The 18,847-nt window shown below is 66.1% G+C and carries 22 protein-coding genes; 6 read left to right on the top strand and 16 right to left on the bottom strand.

Going from position 1 to position 18,847, the window contains the following annotated elements; translation table 11 throughout:
• Positions 1 to 55 precede the first annotated feature (55 nt).
• Positions 56 to 982 carry an effector protein gene (locus APT63_12415; protein ID AMA46359.1) on the top strand — a complete coding sequence of 309 codons (927 nt, stop codon included), beginning with the start codon at positions 56 to 58 and terminating at the stop codon, positions 980 to 982.
• Between the two features lie 561 nt (positions 983 to 1,543).
• Here APT63_12415 and APT63_12410 read toward each other — a convergent pair.
• The 6 genes from APT63_12410 to APT63_12385 form a co-directional block, all read right to left on the bottom strand.
• Positions 1,544 to 1,843 carry a hypothetical protein gene (locus APT63_12410; protein ID AMA47885.1) on the bottom strand — a complete coding sequence of 100 codons (300 nt, stop codon included), beginning with the start codon at positions 1,841 to 1,843 and terminating at the stop codon, positions 1,544 to 1,546.
• Positions 1,843 to 2,352 carry a hypothetical protein gene (locus APT63_12405; GenBank protein AMA46358.1) on the bottom strand — a complete coding sequence of 170 codons (510 nt, stop codon included), beginning with the start codon at positions 2,350 to 2,352 and terminating at the stop codon, positions 1,843 to 1,845. Before APT63_12405 ends, APT63_12410 begins: the two co-directional genes overlap by 1 nt.
• Positions 2,353 to 2,368: 16 nt before the next feature.
• Complete coding sequence (locus APT63_12400; GenBank protein ID AMA46357.1) at positions 2,369 to 3,235, bottom strand: curli production assembly/transport protein CsgG; 867 nt, start codon at positions 3,233 to 3,235, stop codon at positions 2,369 to 2,371.
• Positions 3,236 to 3,305: 70 nt separating this feature from the next.
• Positions 3,306 to 4,427 carry a hypothetical protein gene (locus APT63_12395; GenBank protein ID AMA46356.1) on the bottom strand — a complete coding sequence of 374 codons (1,122 nt, stop codon included), beginning with the start codon at positions 4,425 to 4,427 and terminating at the stop codon, positions 3,306 to 3,308.
• A 149-nt stretch (positions 4,428 to 4,576) separates the two neighbouring features.
• Positions 4,577 to 5,005 (bottom strand): curli assembly protein CsgF, encoded by a 429-nt coding sequence (locus APT63_12390; protein AMA46355.1) that lies wholly within the window; start codon positions 5,003 to 5,005, stop codon positions 4,577 to 4,579.
• Positions 5,006 to 5,016: 11 nt separating this feature from the next.
• Complete coding sequence (locus APT63_12385) at positions 5,017 to 5,460, bottom strand: hypothetical protein (protein ID AMA46354.1); 444 nt, start codon at positions 5,458 to 5,460, stop codon at positions 5,017 to 5,019.
• Positions 5,461 to 5,765: 305 nt separating this feature from the next.
• Here APT63_12385 and APT63_12380 point away from each other — a divergent pair, with 305 nt between their 5' ends.
• The 5 genes from APT63_12380 (at position 5,766) to APT63_12360 (ending at position 8,968) form a co-directional block, all read left to right on the top strand.
• The gene (locus APT63_12380) at positions 5,766 to 6,170 is read left to right on the top strand and encodes a hypothetical protein (protein ID AMA47884.1); all 405 of its coding nucleotides are present in this window, start codon (positions 5,766 to 5,768) and stop codon (positions 6,168 to 6,170) included.
• A gap of 122 nt (positions 6,171 to 6,292) precedes the next feature.
• Entirely contained in the window at positions 6,293 to 6,517 is a 225-nt protein-coding gene (locus APT63_12375; GenBank protein AMA46353.1) for an antibiotic synthesis protein MbtH, read from the top strand.
• 5 nt (positions 6,518 to 6,522) lie between these two features.
• Positions 6,523 to 7,242 carry a thioesterase gene (locus tag APT63_12370; protein ID AMA46352.1) on the top strand — a complete coding sequence of 240 codons (720 nt, stop codon included), beginning with the start codon at positions 6,523 to 6,525 and terminating at the stop codon, positions 7,240 to 7,242.
• A gap of 95 nt (positions 7,243 to 7,337) precedes the next feature.
• Positions 7,338 to 7,889, top strand: a complete 552-nt coding sequence (locus APT63_12365; GenBank protein ID AMA46351.1) for a hydrolase — start codon at positions 7,338 to 7,340, stop codon at positions 7,887 to 7,889.
• 26 nt (positions 7,890 to 7,915) lie between these two features.
• Positions 7,916 to 8,968 (top strand): hypothetical protein, encoded by a 1,053-nt coding sequence (locus tag APT63_12360; GenBank protein AMA46350.1) that lies wholly within the window; start codon positions 7,916 to 7,918, stop codon positions 8,966 to 8,968.
• A 726-nt stretch (positions 8,969 to 9,694) separates the two neighbouring features.
• Here APT63_12360 and APT63_12355 read toward each other — a convergent pair.
• The 10 genes from APT63_12355 to APT63_12310 all read right to left on the bottom strand — a co-directional run bounded on the left by APT63_12355 (position 9,695) and on the right by APT63_12310 (position 18,509).
• A complete protein-coding gene (locus tag APT63_12355; protein AMA46349.1) occupies positions 9,695 to 10,597 on the bottom strand; it encodes a metal ABC transporter substrate-binding protein in 903 nt (300 codons plus the stop codon).
• Positions 10,594 to 11,493, bottom strand: a complete 900-nt coding sequence (locus tag APT63_12350; GenBank protein ID AMA46348.1) for a zinc ABC transporter permease — start codon at positions 11,491 to 11,493, stop codon at positions 10,594 to 10,596. The genes APT63_12355 and APT63_12350 overlap by 4 nt, the downstream gene beginning before the upstream one ends.
• Entirely contained in the window at positions 11,490 to 12,251 is a 762-nt protein-coding gene (locus APT63_12345) for a manganese ABC transporter ATP-binding protein (protein ID AMA46347.1), read from the bottom strand. Before APT63_12345 ends, APT63_12350 begins: the two co-directional genes overlap by 4 nt.
• Positions 12,248 to 13,165 carry an ABC transporter substrate-binding protein gene (locus APT63_12340; protein AMA46346.1) on the bottom strand — a complete coding sequence of 306 codons (918 nt, stop codon included), beginning with the start codon at positions 13,163 to 13,165 and terminating at the stop codon, positions 12,248 to 12,250. The genes APT63_12345 and APT63_12340 overlap by 4 nt, the downstream gene beginning before the upstream one ends.
• A 15-nt stretch (positions 13,166 to 13,180) precedes the next feature.
• The gene (locus APT63_12335) at positions 13,181 to 13,750 is read right to left on the bottom strand and encodes a hypothetical protein (protein AMA46345.1); all 570 of its coding nucleotides are present in this window, start codon (positions 13,748 to 13,750) and stop codon (positions 13,181 to 13,183) included.
• Positions 13,747 to 14,067 (bottom strand): hypothetical protein, encoded by a 321-nt coding sequence (locus APT63_12330; protein ID AMA46344.1) that lies wholly within the window; start codon positions 14,065 to 14,067, stop codon positions 13,747 to 13,749. The genes APT63_12335 and APT63_12330 overlap by 4 nt, the downstream gene beginning before the upstream one ends.
• The gene (locus tag APT63_12325) at positions 14,064 to 14,603 is read right to left on the bottom strand and encodes a thiamine pyrophosphate-binding protein (GenBank protein ID AMA46343.1); all 540 of its coding nucleotides are present in this window, start codon (positions 14,601 to 14,603) and stop codon (positions 14,064 to 14,066) included. The genes APT63_12330 and APT63_12325 overlap by 4 nt, the downstream gene beginning before the upstream one ends.
• On the bottom strand, positions 14,600 to 15,790 hold the full coding sequence (locus APT63_12320; GenBank protein ID AMA46342.1) for a peptidase: 1,191 nt from the start codon (positions 15,788 to 15,790) through the stop codon (positions 14,600 to 14,602). Before APT63_12320 ends, APT63_12325 begins: the two co-directional genes overlap by 4 nt.
• Before the next feature lie 244 nt (positions 15,791 to 16,034).
• Complete coding sequence (locus tag APT63_12315) at positions 16,035 to 17,309, bottom strand: class V aminotransferase (GenBank protein AMA46341.1); 1,275 nt, start codon at positions 17,307 to 17,309, stop codon at positions 16,035 to 16,037.
• 21 nt (positions 17,310 to 17,330) lie between these two features.
• A complete protein-coding gene (locus APT63_12310; GenBank protein ID AMA46340.1) occupies positions 17,331 to 18,509 on the bottom strand; it encodes a hypothetical protein in 1,179 nt (392 codons plus the stop codon).
• Positions 18,510 to 18,847: the final 338 nt, after the last annotated feature.

Here is an 18,847-nt window from a genome sequence, read left to right as displayed (position 1 = left end):
ATGCCAGTCAGGAAGCCGGGACGCAGCGTCGCACGGTTCGGACAGGAGTGAGGCGATGACAATCGCACTGGAAGACAAATGGAAATGCCTGGTGCGCACGTTCGGGTACGTGGGCTGGTCGCTGTTCTGGCTGCTGCTGTGGGACATGGTGGTCACGGCCGAGGCCATGCTGGCTGAAGGGCTGGGTCTCGAGTTGCCGCTGATGCCCTTGACCTTGCTGTGTTCGGCACTGGTGGTCTTGATCAGTTTCAGGAATTCCAGCGCCTACAACCGCTGGTGGGAAGCCCGCACGTTGTGGGGGGCGATGGTCAACAGCTCGCGCAGCTTCGGTCGGCAGGTGCTGACCTTGATCGATGATGACCGTACCACCCAACCGCTCAAGGCCCGCCTGATCCAGCGCCATGTGGCCTACCTGCATGCCTTGCGTCTGCACCTCAAGGGCGAGCGCGATCCTTCGGCGCTGGTGGGGCTGCTGGGTGAACAGGAGCTGCGCCAGCTCGACGGGGCCAGCAACCTGCCCAACGACATCCTCAGCGGCTCGGCCGACCTCATCGCCCAGGCCTTCAAGGCCGGCCACCTGGACAGTGTACGACTGGCGCGGCTGGAGTCGACGCTGGTGGACGTGTCCAACTGGCAGGGCGGCATGGAGCGCATCGCCAATACCCCGTTGCCCTATCCGTATGTGTACTTTCCGCGCCTGTTTAGCACGCTGTTCTGCGTGATCATGCCGTTGAGCCTGGTGCCGTCGTTGGGTTGGTTCACGCCGGTGGTGTCTACCGTGGTGGGCTGCATGCTGCTGGCCATGGAGCGTATCGGCACCGACCTGCAGGCGCCGTTCGGCGACAGCCAGCACCGGATCCGCACCGAAGACCTGTGCCGGACCATCGAGCAGAACCTGCGCTCGATGTGCGATGGCGACCGCGAGCGCCGTGCCTCGCGTCTGGCAGGAAAGCGCGCCGTGGCGCGTCTGCGGCCTGCGTGAGCAGTAAGTCCAGGGTCGAGGATCAAGGCGTGCTTTGGCATCCAAGGAGCCGTCCACCTGGAGAGAGAGGGTGGCTTCATCGCTGGCAAGCCAGCTCTCATAGAACATAAATATCTTGTTGATTTTAAAAGAAATAACTTCAGGATTTTGTGGGCCCTGCGGGCCCAATCGCGGCACAGGGGCCGCTCCCACAGGTGACCGCGATGGCCTGCAACGCTGCGGTGGGGCTACGGGTGTAGGAGCGGCCCCAGTGCCGCGATGGGCCGCAAAGCGGCCCTAAAATCGATTAGCAATAAAGTTCCGGAACCTGCCAGCTATCGTCATGTTCTCTGCGCGACAGCGCGGCCCCAAGGCGGTGGGCGGGCTCCCACAGGCCTGCCGAGCTGCGCTGGCAGGTTGAGGTGTTGATCTATAGGGGCCTGCAAGCTGTACGACAAAACCTGCTGCGCTGCGTCGGCAGCCTGGAATGCTGGCCTGTGGGAGCGGGCTTGCCCGCGATGAGGCCGGTGCAGCCAACCTCGGAAATCGGAAAGTGCCCCGACAGCGCCAGACCCATCCCCCTCAGCGCACCGCGCAATCACGGTCGATCGCCGTGATCAGGGTCTGATCGGCGAACACTTCCAAGTGCACCGAGCACGACCCGCCGTCGGCCAACCCCAGACGCACACTCGACGAAGCCTGTCCCGTCTGCAACTGCCCCTGCTGGTTGATGCTCGAGGTGTTGCCGCCGCTGTCCTGGCGGATGGTCATCCGGTAGCCCAGGGTCAGCGGCACCGGGTTGTCGATGCGCGGACGGATCAGCACGGCGTTGTCGCTGCGCTCGGTGTCGATGCTCACCGTCAGGTGCGAATAGTCCATGATCATTGCTGCGTCACCGTGGCCGTGGAATGGTTGCCGTATTGCGTGACCGACACCGTGCCGCCGAAGCCGCTCTGGGTGACGCTGGCCTGGTTGCCCTGGCCGTACTGGCCGACGAACGCCTGGTTGTAGGCGCCGCTCTGCACCACGTTGGCCTGGTTGCGGGTCCCGGCCTGGACGATGGCGGCCTGGTTGTAGCTGCCGGACTGATCGAGGTTCAGGGTGTTGCCCAGCCCGACCTGGTAGGCGGCTGCCAAGTTATGGGCCCCGCTCTGGTCGATCCGGGCGACGTTGGCCAGGCCGGCCTGCGACTGCACCAGCCGTTGCGCCACGCCAGCCTGATCGATGCGCGCACGGTTGAGACCGCCCGCCTGCTCCAGTTCGACACGATGGCCATTGCCCAGGCCGGCATAGCGGCCCTCGGCGACCAGGTCGTTCGCCTGGCCTGACCCGGTGTACAGCCAGAGGGCCGCCACCAGGGCCGTAGACCAGCGTAGCCTGTGCTGAGTCATGGATGCCTCCGTCACGTCAGTTGACCTGGGTCGGTGCGACCGGTTGGGTCATGGTCTGTTCGTCGTAGCTGCTCAAGTACCCTTGCAGCAGCGGCTGCTTGAGCGCCTCGGGGTCACGCAGGCGCCAGCTGCCATCGCGGGCGCCTTGGGCGATCAGGTGGATCAGTGCGCTTTCGATCGCTTCGCGCACGCACTGCTGGACCGGTTCGTTGCGCGAGAAGCCGGTCTCGACTTCCAGCAGGTGCTTGAGCGAGACGAACTTGAACACGCCGAAGTCGACCTGGGTCGAGTACACCGTCTTGGTGGTGGTCACGCTCTGGATGATCTCGCCGCTGCGGATGTCGACCGCGCGCAGGTTGATGGTGACCTGGTCCTGGCGGTACAGCTCCGACGGGCCGATGCCCAGGTAGCGCACGCCGATGCCGCCGGTGCGCACGTTGCTTTCGTAGGCGACGATGGCGCCGCCGATCAACAGGTTGGCCGGACGCAACGACGGCAGCATGGCCTGGGCCTGATCCTGGGGTTGCTCCAGGGCGCGGATGATCTTGCGCTCGGTGAGCACGTCCTGCAGGTTTTCACGCTCGACCGGTTTGAACCAGCGCGAGTCGCGTAGCGCGGTCACCAGCAGCGACGCGGCGCCTTGGGTGACCGAGGTGGAGAAAGAACTGTCCGGGGACGGTTTGTACTGGCCGGTCTGGTCGCGCAGACCATACACCGCAACGGCGATCGGGCCGGCAGGGGCCGGAAGGCGCATCAGGTCACGGGTGCTGTGGGTCGGGGGTGAAATGCTGGCCGCCGAGGTCGTGCCAGCCGGGCGGGACGTGGCGCAGCCGCTGGCCAGAACCGCCGCGAGGATCATCAGTGAAAAGGTGCGGGCACGCATGGGTCTACTCCAGTGAAATCCCTGCCGCATGGCGCGGCAGGGAACGGCATCATCGAGAACGGTGGGGCGATCAGCGCTGTACGACCACGGCGCTGTTGCTGGCACCACCGGCCTGGCTGACGGTGGCCGAGTGCAGGTTGCCGGTCTGGGTCACGCTCACGCTGTTGACCATGGCCTGGCCGGCGCCACCGAAGCCGCTCTGGGTGATGCTGGCGGTGTTGTTGCGGCCGCTCTGCAGCAGGGCTTCTTCGTTGTAGGTACCGGACTGGGTGACGTAGCCGGCGTTGTTGCTGCCCCAGCTCTGGGTCACGCTGGCGGTGTTGTTCAGGCCGCTCTGGTCGACCGAGGCGAAGCCCAGGCTGGCGCCTTCCTGCTTGACCGTGGCGGTGTGGTTGTGGCCGGTCTGGTCGGTGATGGCGCGGTTGCCCAGGCCCGTCTGCGAGATGCTGGCGTTGAGGTTGTTGCCATTGCGCTGGGTGGCGGTCGCTTCGCTGCCCCAGGCGTTCTGGGTGATGTCGGCGCTGCCGAAGTTGGTGCCGGTCTGCTCGACGTAGCCGTAGTTGCCATGGCCGTTCTGGCTGATGCTGGCATTCTTGAAGTCAGTGTCGGTCTGGGTGATCAGGCCTTTGTTGGCAAAGCCGTTCTGGTTCACCTTGACCGACTGGCTGTAGTAGCTGTCGTTCTGGTTGATCTGCGACTGGTTGAACTGGCCCGACTGGTTGACGCTGGCCACACCGCCGACGGTCTGTTCCTGGTAGATGTAGCCTTTGTTGGCGTTGCCGGCCTGGTCGACACGGGCCTGGGCATCGTCACGACCACCGACCTGGGTGATGCTCGCCTTGTTGAAGCTGCCGCCATTGAGGGCCTGGTTGATGGTGGCGCCGACCTTGGAGGCGGTGGTGCCTTCCTGGCGGATCTTGGCATCGTTGTGATCGCCGCCCTGGTTCAGGCGCGCCGACTGCTCGACGCCGTCCTGCAGCGAGCCGCCGTTCTGGTTGACGCTGGCGCTGTTGCGGGCACCGTTCTGGTTGACGATCGAGTCGTTGCGCGCGCCGGTCTGGTTGACCGTGACGTTCGAGCCGTTGGCGTCGGACTGCAGGACGTTGAGCAGGTTCTTGTCGCCGGTCTGCGAGGTGTTGACCGAACCGCCGTCAGCGAAGGCCACGCCGGAGACGGCAACCAGGACAGCCATGGACAGAAGGGATTTACGTGCGTTCATGATTGACTTCCTATGTTTCGTATTCAAGTGAGTGTCGGTTTTTCTTGCACAGGCGGGCCTGCCCGTCGATTGCACAGCACTACGCATCACATAACGGTACAACGGGGGTTACAACAAACCGGTCAGGGTTGATTGATTTGAAACTGGGTCGTTTGTCCGGTGGTTTTATCGGTCGTGACGATTTGCAACAGTCCGCCGGACAAGTTGGTGATGTTGATGGTGAAGTCGGTGGTTTCCACCGTGCCCGGTGTCAAGCGTCCATCGGCACCGACGATGCTGGAGGTCACGGCCGATGACACGCGGCTGAGAATGGCGCTCTGCAACATGCTGTTGAATTGCGTCAGGGCGTTCTGCGCGGAGGCCGAGCCGGACGCCGACTTCTCGGTGAACTTGTTCTGTGCCGTGGCCTGGTTGAGCAGCACCGGGCCGTTGAGCGGGTTGCCGCCGAACGACGGGTTGTTGGGCACGTAGACCAGCTCGCTGGCCTGGGCCGCGGCGCCGATCGCCAGGCTCAGCGCCAGGCCAAGCAGGGCAGGGGATAGGCGAGACATTCGACCTCCTTTCACAGTTCGTCACGGGCCAGGTCGGGGTCGCCGAACACCTGGGCCACTTGGTAATCGAGAATCGCCTGGAACACCTGCGCCGCGGCTTCCGCGCCAATCGCCGGGATCAAGGCGCGGTTGGGCGGAATGAACATCTGCAACAGCCGGCGGTTGCCGTAGTCGACGAACACCTGGCTGCCCAGGCGAGCGGTCGGCCGTTCGCTGATGGCCACGTTGAACCGACCGGGCTCGTCCAGCTCCTGCCAGGCGGCGGCGAAGCTGTCGTAGAACGCGCGGCCTGCCAGGGTCACCGTCTGGCCGACCACCAGGCCGCCGAAGTGCTCACGGTTCAGGGTGCGCTGGTCGGTCAGGCTGCTCGTGGCATCGAGCGCGGTCTGCGCCTGTGCAACGGACACTGCACACAGGTGCAACGCGATCACAGTGGTCAGGGCGGCGACGTTCATAAGGGGCAGTAGTTCCGTGAAGTTGGAACCACTGTATGCGAGAAAATGGCAATGCGCCATTAATCGTGTAATGTTTTATTTACACTATTTTGACGTCAGTAAAGTTGATGAGACGTGCCGATTTAATGGCGTCAATTTGACTGAAAAACTGTGTGTTTCACGTGTGAAATCGTCGGCAGTGAAGAATGAAATGAATAAAAAGCCTTTATTGACGTCAATAAAAAGTACAAACGACAACTTCGCGCCGTTTCTTGCGATGTTGGCGACTCCACCCCACGCACTCGAATCACGCTATGCTCAGTCCCATGACGTCTTCCACGCCTGTGCGTCCCTCCTGTCCGGCCGGTGTCTGCGATTGCGGCCGAGCGCTCCTTGAGCAGGCTTCCAGCGAAGCCTGCCGGGTGCTGCTGCTGACGCGCCCGGAAGAAAAACGCTTGATCGAGCGCCTCGAGCACCTGCGGGATTTCGACGACCTGCAGCGCTTGCAGCGCCGTCTGCGCGAGCAGCTGGGTATCGAGGTGCGGATCGCGCCCGGTATGAACGAAGTGCGCAGCATGCGTGGCATCGTCATCGAAATCATGCCTCAGCCAGGTTTGTGCCGGCGTACGCGCCAGGCGATCCCAGCCGCGATCCGGCGCGGCCTGGAGCGTAACCCGGAGGTCGCGTTCCGGTTGCTCGACGCACACGACCTGCTCGGGGGGCTGGGTTGAGCCAGGCCGCGTGACAGGGGCGTGAAGGGACGGGGTAAATTCCCGACCGCCAGGCTCGTCTCCCCCATAGCCGCCGAACGCCCAACCGCCTCGCGCGCCCCTGACAATCAAGGAGACAGGCAATGACTTCCGTATTCGATCGCGACGACATCGTGTTCCAGGTAGTGGTCAACCATGAAGAGCAGTATTCCATCTGGCCCGACTACAAGGAGATCCCCAGCGGCTGGCGCGCGGTCGGCAAGAGTGGCCTGAAGCAGGACTGCCTGGCCTACATCGAAGAGGTCTGGACCGACATGCGTCCGCTGAGCCTGCGCCAGAAGATGGCCGAATCGGCCAGCGCGCCGTAACCGCGATGTCCGTCCTCAACCTGTTGTGCCTGCCGTATTCCGGCGCCAGTGCCATGGTCTACAGCCGCTGGCGGCGCACGCTCCCCGCCTGGGTGCGGGTGACGCCCGTGGAGTTGCCGGGGCGTGGCGCGCGGCTGGGCGAGCCCTTGCAGACCGATCTGGCGGCGCTGGCTCGGCAGCTGGCCGAAGAGGTCCGCCATCACGCACAGCCGCCCTATGCCGTGCTCGGTCATAGCCTGGGCGCGCTGCTGGCGTTCGAGCTGGTGCATGCCTTGCGCGCGCTGGGATGCCCGCCACCGGTGGCCCTGTTCGCCAGTGGGACGGCTGCGCCGACGCGCCGTGAAGGCTACGACGGCGCCAACTGGCGCGAGCCCAAGTCCGATGCCGAGCTGATCGACGAGTTGCGCACCTTGCAAGGCACGCCTGAAGAAGTGCTGGCCAACGAGGAGCTGATGAGCCTGACCTTGCCGGTCCTGCGCGCAGACTTTCTGTTGTGCGGCCGCTATGCCTATCGCCAGCGGCCATTGCTGCAGTGCCCCGTGCACGTGTTCGCCGGCGAGCAGGACAAGGCCAACGAAGCGCAATTGCGGGCCTGGGGTCGGGAGAGTGCCGGCGACTTCTCCCTCAGCCTGTTCCCTGGCGGGCATTTCTTCATCCATGAGCAGGAAGCCGACGTGCTGGGCGCGCTCACCGCCGCGCTGGAGCCGTTACGCGGGCACGCCTGAGCCGGGGGAACTTCCACCGCCCTCGGCGGTTGGATTGACGCCGGCCCCTGGGTTGATGGAGGCTTGGCGGCACCGCACCCAGGCAAGGACCGCACATGTTGATCGATCCCGCACAGGCCACGTTGCTGGTCGTCGATGTCCAGGAAAAACTCATCGGCTCCATGAGTGACCCCGACGGCATGCTGGCGCGCACGCGCTGGCTGCTGGCGGCGTGCACCGACCTGGCGCTGCCCATGGTCATTTCCGAGCAATACCCCAAAGGCCTGGGGCCGACCGTCGCCGCGTTGACGGCCGTGGCACCGCAGGCCGAGGTGGTGGAGAAGCTGCACTTTTCCTGCGTGGCCGGCGAGTGTCTGCCTGCCGCGTTGCTGGCGCGCCAGCAGGTCATCGTGTGCGGCATGGAAACCCATGTCTGCGTCCTGCAGACGGTGATGGACCTGCTGGCCCTGGGCAAGACCGTGTTCGTCGTCGAGGACGCCTGCGACAGTCGCCGGGCGGAGAACAAGCAGCTGGGGCTGGCCCGCATGCGCCATGCCGGTGCGCAGATCGTCACCCGCGAGATGGTGCTGTTCGAAGTGCTTGGCAGCTCGGCGCATCCGGCGTTTCGTCACATCAGCAAGACCTACCTGATCGGAGAACAGCCCTGAACCGCCGTGCCCTGGGTGGGCTGCTGGTGGCCCTGGCCTTGCTGCAAGGCTGCGCCGGGCGTCAGGACCGCGTGCCGGAAGCCGACCCGGCCGAGGTCCGCCAGACCGTGCTGCGCCTGCTGCCGGGCAACGTGAAGGATCGGGCCGGCTGGGCACAGGACATCCAGGTGGCCTTCGCGGCCCAGCGCCTCGAGCCGAGCCAGGACAACCTGTGCGCCGTCCTGGCGGTGGCCGAGCAGGAGTCCACGTTCAATGCCGACCCCCAGGTGCCGGGCCTGGGCCGCATCGCCCGCGCCGAGATCGAGCGACGAGCCAGGCGTGTGCTGGTTCCGGGTGTCCTGGTCGATGCTGCGCTGCGTACCCGCTCGAACAACGGCAAGACCTACGAGGAGCGCTTGCAGGCAGTGCGCAGCGAGAAGCAGCTCAGTGCGCTGTATGACGACGTGATCAGCGGCCTGCCCCTGGGCAACACCCTGCTTGGTGGCCTCAACCCGGTGCACACGGGTGGTCCGATGCAGGTCAGCGTCGACTTCGCCGAACACCATGCCCAGGATTACCCTTACGGCGTGCCGGGCACGATTCGCCAGGAAGTGTTCACTCGGCGCGGCGGCCTGTACTTCGGCATCGCGCACCTGCTGGGGTATCCGGTCAACTATCCGCGTCCGCTGTACCGCTTCGCCGATTTCAATGCCGGCTGGTACGCCAGTCGCAACGCGGCGTTTCAGGCCGCGCTGAGCCAGGTCACCGGGGTCGAGCTGGCGCTGGACGGTGACCTGATCGCACCCGGCTCGCTGTTGCCGGGCTCGACCGAAAAGGCCGCGCGCCTGCTGGGGCGCCAGTTGGGGCTGCGCAACCCGCAAATCCGCAGCCAGCTGGAAAAGGGCAATGACCTGAGCTTCGAGCAGACGGTGGTTCACACGCGCGTGTTCGCCCTGGCCGATGCCAAGGCTGGGAAGCCCGTGCCCCGGGCGATTCTGCCGGGCATCGAACTGAAGAGCCCCAAGATCACCCGCAAGCTGACCACCGCCTGGTTCGCCAAACGGGTGGATGAGCGCTACCAGCGATGCATGGCACGGTAGACGCTGTCTGTCATGCCCCTTCGGCCTGGTCGAGCTGCAGGCATTCCAGGCCGATCGGGGGTGGACCTACGCCTTGGCATGCCTCCTCGGTTGATCTCAACACTGGTTTGTCAGGCCGACACAACCCCTCTGTGGTTTACCCGCGATGCAAGCGGTGACGGACCGGACGCTATCGCGGGCAAGCCCGCTCCCACAGGACGCTTGCACAGCCATGCCTACACCGACAGGCTACAGAGATCGGGGTGGGAGCTGGCTTGCCAGCGATAGGGCCCTATCAGGCGGTGACGAACCGGACGCTATCGCGGGCAAGCCCGCTCCCACAAGGTGCTGGCATAGCCATGCCTACATCGACGGGCTGAAGAGATCAGGGTGGGAGCTGGCTTGCCAGCGATAGGGCCCTGTCAGGCGGTGACGGACCGGACGCTATCGCGGGCAAGCCCGCTCCCGCAAGGTGATTGCAAGCCATGCCTACATCGACAGTCTGCAGAGATCAGGGTGGGAGCTGGCTTGCCAGCGATAGGGCCCTGTCAGGCGGTGACGGACCGGACGCTATCGCGGGCAAGCCCGCTCCCACAAGGTGCTGGCACAGCCATGCCTACATCGACAGTCTGCAGAGATCGGGGTGGGAGCTGGCTTGCCAGCGATAGGGCCCTGTCAGGCGATGACGAACCGGACGCTATCGCCGGCTCTCGGGTGATCAAAACCTGCCCAGCACCGCCCATGCAATCAACCTTCCACCAGCGCCTTCACCACCTGATCCACCGCCCCCTTGAGCCCGGCCAGCGTATCCGGCGCATCGCTGTCCACCACCACCAGGCGCGCACCGCCTGCCTCGATCGCGCTCACCACCGCAGGCGGCGGTTGGCGGTGGTGCAGCACCAGGGCCACGTCCTGCGCCTTGAGCTGCTCGGTCAGTGCCGTGAGCGACGCTTCGTCCCAGGTGTCATCAGCCGGCAGCGGCTGCTCGACCACGTCCAGGTTCAGGCCACTGGCCAGGTACCCCAGGCGCTCGGACAGGCTCACCACGCTGAGGTTGTCGACCTCGGCCAGGCGCGTCTGGCTGGTGGCCGTCAGTGTCAGCAGCTCACGCTTGAGGCCTGCCAGGTTGGCCTGGATCGTCGTCTTGTCAGCCGGTGCCAGGCGCTCGAGGTCGTTGGCCAGCACGTCGGCCATGCGCCCGAGGTTGGTGGGGTGCAGCCAAGGGTAGTGGGCGAAGGCCTGCTCGCCCTGCACGGCGATGCCCGGCAGAGCGCCGTCGACCGGGCGGGCCGCGTCGATCTCGACGATACGGATGTTGCTGCGCCGGGCCATGGGGTACAGCGGGTCGTCCTGCCAGATCGAGCGCAGCCCGATGGCCGCGTCCGCCTGCTGGGCGGCCTTGACCAGGCTGGCGCCTCCGCGCCCTTCGAAATACGACGGTTGGCGACTGGCCGGCAAGGTGGCGGGCGCCGCGCGCTTCACCTCCACCGAGGTCCCGGCGAGCAAGGCGCTGGCCAGGCTGTGGGTGACGGGCAGGGTGGTCAGTACGTTGACCGTTTCGTGGCCGTTCGCAGGCGCGGCCGCCAGGACCATACCAGGGCAGAGCGACAAGGCCAGGGCGAGGGTCAGGGGCTTGAGGTCGAAGGTCATGCCGGGTTTCCTTGCAGGCGGGGGACGAGGGCGCGGGCCAGGGCGGCCAGGGCGAAGCAGGCGCCGGCCACCAGGATGATCGCGGCGCCCGAGGGCACGGGCAGGTCGAACATGATCGGCAGCAGGATCCCCAGCAGGGTGCTGAGGGTGGCGATCAGTACCGACAACCAGAAGAACCCCTTGAGCGACTGGCTGACCAGGCGCGCAGCGGCGGCCGGGATCACCAGCAGTGCACCGACCAGGATCGCCCCGATCACCTTGACCGCCGCCACCGTGACCAAGGTCACCAGCACCACAAACAGGTAGTCCAGGCGCTTCACCGCGACACCCCGTACCGCCGCGAGCTGGGGGTTGAAGCTGGCCAGGATGATGCGGTTGTACAACGGCAGGGCCAGGCCCAGCACCAGCAGCGCGACGATGCCCAGCACCAGCAGGTCCTGGCCGCTGACGGTCAGCACCGAACCGAACAGCACGTTCTCGAGGATGTGCACGTTGATCTTGCCCGCCAGCATCAGCAGCAGGCTCGCGCCCAGGGCCAGGGAGACCGACAGGAAGACGCCGATCAAGGTGTCGGGAGACAGGCCGGTGCGGTTGCGCAGGTAATTGAGCAGCAGACCGAACAGCAGGCAGTAACCGAACAGGCTGCCATAGGGGCCGGTGTAGGGCTCGCCCAGCAGGATGCCGATGGCGACACCGGTCAGCGCCGCGTGGCCCACCGCTTCGGAGAAGAACGCGAAGCGCTTGACCACCACCAGCGTACCGAGCCCGCCCAGCACCGGCCCGATCATCACGCCAGCGAGCAGGGCGTTGACCACGAACCCATAGGCCAAGGCCTCGGGCAACCAGCCTGCCTGTGCCCAGTCCTGGACCAGTTGGCGAAAGGCATCGAGGCTCATCGGGCGGTGTCCTCATGACGGGGATGGACGGAGAACAGCGTCAGCAGACGCTCGGGCGTCAAGGCCTGGGCCGGCGGTGCGTCGAACAGCACCTGACGGCTCAGCCCGGTTACCCGGTCGGCCAGGCGCAGGACGGCCTGCAGGTCATGTTCGATCCACAGCACCGTGGTCCCCGCCCGGCGCCAGCCCTCGAGCAGCTGCTCGAACACCTGGATGCCCGCCTCGTCCAGCGCCGACATCGGCTCGTCCAGGACCAGCAACTGGGGCGCGGGCACCAGCCCCTGGGCCAGCAGCACGCGCTGGCGCTCACCGCCCGACAGTGCACCCATGCGCCGGGTGCGCTTGTCGAGCATGCCCACCTGCGCCAGGGCGTCGTCGATGGGCGCACGCACCCGTCGGGACAGCCCCAGGAAGGCCGGGCGGCGCTGACACAAGGCGCCCATGAAGTCGTCCACCGTCATCGGCAGACCCCGGTCGAATTCCAGAGCCTGAGGCACATAGCCGATCACCTGGTCCTCGTCCGGCCACTCCAGCGTCAGGCGACCACGATGCGGCATCTGCCCGAGCAGCGTCTTGATCAACGAACTCTTGCCACCACCATTGGGCCCGACGATCGCATGCACGCTGCCGGGCGCGACGCTGAAACGCACCTGGTCCAGGATGCGCGTGCGCCCGAGCGTCAGGTCGATGCCATCGAAGTCGATGCGCGGGCCGCAGGCGATGCGGGCGCGTTCGGCGATCTGGCAGGCGGCGGTCATGTGCGGCGCTCTTCGATGGCGCGGACCACGGTGTCCATGTTGCGCTTCATCTCCACCTCGTACTTGTCGGCGGTGTACTCGCCATAGGAGATGTGGGTCAGCGGATAGATGTGCACGCCCGACTCGCGCTGGATGGTCTCGACGTAGGCGGAGGGGAAGTCCATCTCCGAGAAGATCACCTTCACGTCCAGCGCCTTGAGCTGATCGATGGTTTTCTTCAGCTGAGCCGGGCTCGGTTCGATGCCGTGGGCCGGCTCGACCACCGCCGTGACTTCCAGGCCGAAGTCTCGGACCAGGTAGTCGTAGGCGGCATGGATGGTGGCCACCCGGAACGTCGCATCCGGGGCCTGGGACACCTTGGCCAGGGCCTCGGCACGCAGGGCGCGCAGGCGTTTGGCGTAGGCGCGGGCGTTCTGGGTGTAGTAGCGGGCGTTGTCCGGGTCCAGCTTGCCCAGTTCGCGGGCGATGTTGTTGACCTGGGCGATGGTCGCGCTGATCGACAGGAAGGTGTGCGGGTTGACCACCTTGCCGGCACCACGCGCGGCGATGCCGGTGGCCGCCAGCAGCGGCACGTTGGCGTTGGCCTCGATGGTCTTGATGTCGGGTCTCTCGCTGGCGGCGATCATGCGGTCGGCGAAGTCGTCATGGCCGACGCCGTTGAGCACGATCACGTCGAGCGTGCCGATGCGCTTGATGTCCTCGGCACGTGGCTCGTAGGCATGGGGGTTGAAACCGGCCGGAATCAGCGGCACCACCTCGGCCTTGTCGCCGACGATGTTGCTCACGTAGCTGTAGTAAGGGTGCAGCGTGATGCCGATGCGCAGCGGCTTGGCGCCGTCGGCCAGGGCCAGGGCGGGCAGGGCACAGGCCAGGAACAGGCCGAGCAGGCGGCGAGCGAAGGCGGAGCGGAGCATGGGGAGTCCTTGGGTTCAGTGACGGTGTTGGCGGGTGACCCCGGCGTCGTAGTGCGTGGTGACCTGGCGCCAGCCTTGCGCGGCGAGCGCTTCCGACGTCAGCGCGTCGGGCAGCGGTCCACCGGACGCGCGCAGCAGCCAGACGTCGGCCGACGCTTCGGGCGCGCCAGGCGGCAGCATCAGCAGATCGCCTGCGACCTGGCGGTCCTGACTGCGCCCCAGGTAGGCACCCGAGTCGAGCAGCGTCCAGCGATGGCCGCCGCGGCTGACGCTGCTGGCGTCGGTGACGAAGGGCGGCAGGCCCTCGTCGGCGAGCTGCGCGACGTCGGGTAGCTCACCGCGCTCCTCCTGCAGCAGGCGGATCTCGTCGAAGGCCACATGCAGGTCGGTGAACAGGCCTTGCTCGGCAGCGCTCAAGTCGCGCCGCGCGTCGATCTGGTGCGCAGCGAAGCGCACCTCGTCCTCGCGCTCGCCGCGCAGCGTCACCACCGTGCCGGCCACGATCACGATCAGCAGCGCGACCAGCAGGACGTACAACGATTCATGCCCGGCACCGGCCGGGCGAACGACCTGGGTGCGGCTCATGGCTCACCGATATCGGCGTGATCGACTTCCACCACGTGGCCGGGGCCGGCGTCGAACAGCACGTAGAACTCCCCGTCGGGGCGCTTGAAGGTCAGGCTCGAGTCGTCGCCCAGCTTGCCGCCGACCAGCACCTGCTCGTCGTAGCCGATCACGTCGAGGGTCACGCCCGGCGCGCCGCTGCCGTCGGAAAAGCCGCCGGTGCATTTGATCTGCTCGGCGTCCACCGGCGAGCACTCGCACATCGGGTTGTGCGCCAGGGCAGGGGTCGCGGCCAGTAGCAGGAGCGGCAGGGTGAGGATGCGCAATGCAGGGGTCATTTCTTGGCTCCTTGTCGGTTCAGCCAGGCGACGGTGGCCGGCGAGGCCTGGGCCAGCGGGATCGAGGCCTGGTGCAGGCTGCCGTCCCAGCCTTCGATGCTGATCCAGAGTTCGGCATCGGGTTGGGTACGGGGCGGGATGGGCAATGAGGTGATCATGCGGTAGGGCGGGCCGAAGAAGATCGTGCCGGCCGTGCGCAGGCTGCGCGGCTTGCCGATGCGCAGGTAGACGGCCTTGGCGCCGTCGGTGCAGGTCGTGCACAGGGCTGCGTTGAACAGCTTGAAATGCCCGGCGGGGCCGTCGGCCACGGGGGCTTCGTCACGGAACTCGGCCAGGTCGATGCGGTAAGGGCCGACCTGGATGTCCTTGACCAGGTTCGCACCCAGACCGCCTTCGCCGCGGAACAGCTTGGCATCGGCAAAGTACTTGGGCATGAAGCCCAGCGGGATCAGGATCAGCAGGATGTTCAGGTGGAACCGCCATTTCAGCCAGAACTGGCGTACGGGGCTGTACTGCAGGGCAGGGGCCTGGCTCATGATTGCGCCTCCACGGCGGTCTCGAGACGCGGGGTACGTGGACGAACGCCGCGCTCGCTACGCTTGAGCGCGGCGGCGGTAGCCTGGGCGGTGCGCTTGGTCCAGATCAGCAGCCCGCTCAGCACCATCAGCGTCAGGACCAGGCCGAAGAAGAACCAGATCAGCTTGATCGGCAGACCGCCGAAGTCGCCGGTGTGCAAGGGGCGCATGGACTCGGTGACGAATTCCAGCGCCGAGCGGTCCTCGAGCAGGAACTGGCTGTCCACGCGGCGGGTGTAGGGGTTGACGTCGGCGCTCTGGAACATCAGCGGGTACCAGCCGCGACCGCCCAGGCTGACATGGCTGTAGGCCGTGGCAGGCAGCGAGACGAAGCTGATGTCCAGGCCCGGGATCTGTGCCGTGGCGATGCGCGCCGCTTCGTCCAGGTCGATGCGTGGGGCCGGGGTGCCGTCGGTGGTGCGCGGCACGTCCTCGCGGGCGATCACGGGCACTACCGGTTCGCTGGAGATCGTGATGTGATTGTCGCCGAGAATCGCCTGGATCAGGAACCAGGTGCCGGTGATCGAGATGACTGCGATGAACCAGATCGACCAGACGCCGGCCAGGCGGTGTACGTCGCCCCAGAAGATGCGTGAACCATGGCCGGTGCGTACAGGCTTGAAGAAACCGCGCCAGAACTTCTTGTACACCACCAGGCCGGTGACCAGCGAAGCGAGCATCGGCAGGCCGAGCAGCGAGACCAGGTACCAGCCCCAGCTGTAGCCGTTGGTGAAGGGCACCAGCCACCAGCCGTGCAGTGCGCGGGTGAACTGCTCGAAGCTGAAGTCCGGGCTCTTGCCCTGGATCGCGCCGGTGTAGGGGTTCACATAGAGCGTCGGGGCAGTACCGTCGGGGAAGGTGACGCCGACGTTGAGCGCGAAGTGCGAGCCGTCCGGCTGGCTCAGCGAGCGCACGGCCATGTCCGGTTCGGCCTTGTGCAGCGCATCGAGGATCTGCTGATAGCTCAGGCGCTCGGCCTCGTCGTTCGGCTTGCTGGCCCGCACGTCCGGGTTGGCCAGCCAGACGATCTCCTGGCTCACCACCGCCAGCATGCCGGTGAAGCAGACGATCAGCACGAAGAACCAGATGGGCAGCGCGAGCCAGCTGTGGACCAGGAACCAGAGTTTCGAGCGTGATTTTTTGGACATGATGAACGGGCAACCTGGATGTCGCGAGATCGATGAATGGGCTTGGCGCAGGGACGCGGGGAAAAGCGCACCCTGGGCGAAGCCTGGGGATTTAACCCTAAAGACGAACGAGAATCGAAATTCCTCGCAGGTTAAGTGCAAGCAAATGTTTCTACGGTGAACGGCTGGCGGGCAGGGCCCGTGCGCCGTGATTCGGGCCTGAGGGCTTGAAAGCGCCGTCCGGTGTCCACTGCGCGCGTTCGTCTCACCCCACCGACCGTAACGCCTTGAGCAGCCCCTCGACCTGCGCTTCGTCGTTCAGCAGTCCCGGCGCCGTGCGCACTACCGGTCCGACGTCCCGGTCCACCGCATCAACCACCACCCGCTGGCGCATCAATTGCTTCGCCACGTGGTCGCAGTCCTGTCCCTTGATCCGGAAGAAACTGAAGCCTGAGGACAAGGCAGGGTTCATAGGCGTCACCAGCTCCACCTGGGGCATCGCTACCAGCCGCTCGCGCAGGTAGCCGTTGAGCTGGTGGATCCGTGCCTGCACGTCGGCCTTGCCCAATTGCAGGTGCAGGTCGAAGGCCTGGTCCAGGGCCCAGCGGTGCTCGAAGCTGTGGTAGCCCCCTGGGCTCAGGCGGGTGGCGAAGTCCTTGTCGGCCGAGAAGGTCGGCACCAGGGGGGTGATGTCCCTGGCCTGGGCCGAACGGGCACAGACGATGCCGGTGCCGCGCGGGCCGAACAACCACTTGTGCGTGCCGGCGATGAAGTAGTCGCAATGCATGTCGGGGAAGTCCAGGTTTTCGACGCCGAACCCGTGCACGCCATCGATCACGTAGAGGATGCGGTCCTTTTCGTCGCGATCCCGATTGCGCTCGGCCACCAGCTGGCCGATCTCGCCGATCGGCAGCTTGACCCCGCTGCCCGATTGCACCCAGGTCATGCCCAGTACCCGCGTGTTGGGGCGCACGCCTTTGGCGATGTTGCCGAGGATCTCGTCGGTGCTCACCCGCTGCGGGTCGTCGAACAGGCTGATGCGACGCACCTGCGTGCCTTCACGCGCCGTCCGGAAGTCCAGCACGTTCTGCACGCAGTAGTGTTCATGGTGGGTGATGAGGATTTCCTGGTCAGGGCGCACCTGCAGGCCGCCGAAGACCATGGCCAGGCCGTCGGTGGTACTGCCGGTCAGGGCGATCTGCGCAGGGTGCGCCTTGAGGTAGGCACCGGCTGCGCGGCGCACCTGGTCCTCGCGTTTCCAGCCTTCTTCCAGGTCCCAGTCCATCAACAGGCCCGGATTGCGATCGAGGTCGGCGCGGTGGCGGGCGATGGCGTCGCGCACCGGGCGTGGGTGCGAAGTGATCAGGAAGTTGGCGAAGTGCAGGTAGCGCGGATCCTGCTCGAACAGCGAACGCAGCCAGGTCCATTTGGCCGGGCCTTGGGGCGCGCTCGTCATGGCCGGCTCGCTGGCCAGGCTGGTGAACGGCAACGAGGCGGCCAGCAGGCCGGCCTGTTTGATGAAGGTTCTGCGATTGGACATGGAGAGTGCGCCGTACGCCTGTCAACGGGTGACCAGGGAGGTGGAAGAACGCTGGACCTGCGCCCAGACGCGAAGGAAGTTGCCGCCCCAGAGCTGGACGATGTCGGCTTCGTCGTAACCACGGCGCAGCAGCTCGGCGGTGACGTTGCGTGCCTGGCCGACCGGTTCGAAGCCGATGGCGTCACGTCTCTCGTGGAAGCCTGAGCTCAGGCCGACATGTGCGATGCCGACGATCTTCACCGCCTGGTCGATGGCATCGCCATAGTCGCGCAGCGTGGTTTTCTGGCTGGCATTCGCCGGGCGGCCTTCGTCGTAGACCGGGATCATCACCACGCCCTCGGTGGCGGCGATCGACCGCAGGTCTTCATCGCCAAGGTCATAGGGCAGACCCGGCACCGCACGTGGTGCCGATCGCGAGGCGACCAGCGGAGCGCGACTGAGCCGTGCTGCCTGGCGCAGGGCCTGACTCGAGAGCCGCGACACGTCGATGATCACGCCCAGGTCATTGAGCCGGGTGACAGCCTGCTCGCCCAAGGGCGACAGGCCATCCGGCGCCGCGATGGGCGCGTCGACGAAGGGCGTCGGCTGTGCGCCGTCGGGCCGGGCCATGTGAGCTGCGCCTGTGAATCCGAACAAGCGCATGCCGCGCGCCGCCCAGGCGTCGAGCTGATCGAGGACGGTGCCCAGAGAGCCGGCATCGCGCAGGCCGAGCACCACGGCGAAGCGGCCTTCGCCGTGCAGCCGACGCACATCGTCAGGGCCGTAGGCGAATGCCAGCTGCTCGGGATGGTCGCGGACCTGATCGGCGAGAACGGTGAAGCGGGCAAGCGGTTGCGCGTCATCAGGTTCGACGGACTGGGCTTGGGTTCGAGGCGGCGTGCCGTCGTCTCGCCAGGCAGGGGACCGATCGCTCAGGCTCAAGACCGCGCCTGACACAGGGCCTTTTTCCAAGGCGGGCAGGTCGAACAAAGGACGACCGCCGCTGCCCCCGCGAATGCCCGGGCTGCTCAGCTCGGGCGGAACGGCCAGATGGCCATCGAAGGTCAGCAGGCGCGCCTGCAAGGCGTCGGCCTGGCGAATGATCGCCCGCGAGTAGCCGGGGTTGTCCGGGATCCAGGTCAGCCAGGCGACGGTCGCTGCCAGCACCAGCAGCAAGCCCAGGATCGCGCGTACGCGCCAGCGGGGACGGGAAATGGCCATGCGGGGCGGTCTCGTGGGGCAAATAGAGGAGCTGCTCGATGAACGAGCGTGCACGCGGAAAATTTAGGCGTATTCGATCATCGACGAATGCGCGCTTGGAACCCAGAACCTGCAGGAGCAGGCTTGTGCGCGATGCAGGCGGCGACGGACCGGACGCCATCGCGGGCAAGCCCGCTCCCACAAGCTGCTTGCGCAGTGATGCCTATGTCGATGCTGCATAGGTCTGTGTGGGAGTCCGCTCGCCGCCTTGGCGCCGCGCTGTCGCGTAGAGAACATGGCGATAGCTGGCAGGATCCGGAGCTTCATTGCTAATCGATTTTAGGGCCGCCTTGCGGCCC

It is taken from the genome of Pseudomonas monteilii (assembly GCA_001534745.1).
In the GTDB taxonomy this organism is placed as follows: domain Bacteria; phylum Pseudomonadota; class Gammaproteobacteria; order Pseudomonadales; family Pseudomonadaceae; genus Aquipseudomonas; species Aquipseudomonas alabamensis.
The sequence above is the reverse complement of the archived record's forward strand: the minus strand, read 5'-3'. Positions and strand labels throughout refer to the sequence as shown.